The organism is Frankia sp. Mgl5 (assembly GCF_023242985.1).
Classification (GTDB): domain Bacteria; phylum Actinomycetota; class Actinomycetes; order Frankiales; family Frankiaceae; genus Parafrankia; species Parafrankia soli.
Map to the genome: position 1 here is coordinate 1 of NZ_JALKFY010000330.1, position 239 is coordinate 239.

Annotated in this window: 1 pseudogene; it reads left to right on the plus strand. The window is 53.1% G+C overall.

The window, feature by feature from the left end:
• A pseudogene (locus MXD62_RS09550) lies at positions 1-239 on the plus strand (DNA-formamidopyrimidine glycosylase); the annotation flags it as partial.

The window sequence follows — 239 nt, forward strand, 5'->3', positions numbered from 1 at the left end:
TAAAAGGGCGCACGACAAAAATTAAGCCGCTGCTCTTGAATCAGGAATTTCTGGTGGGATTAGGGAATATTTATGTGGACGAGGCCCTGTTTCGCGCAGGAATCCATCCCGAGCGGCCGGCCGGAAAATTGACCGGCAAACAGGTGACCAAGCTGCACGAAAGCATTGTCGCTACCCTTTCCGAAGCGGTGGAACAGGGCGGAAGCTCGATCAAATCGTACGTAAACGGTCAGGGTGAG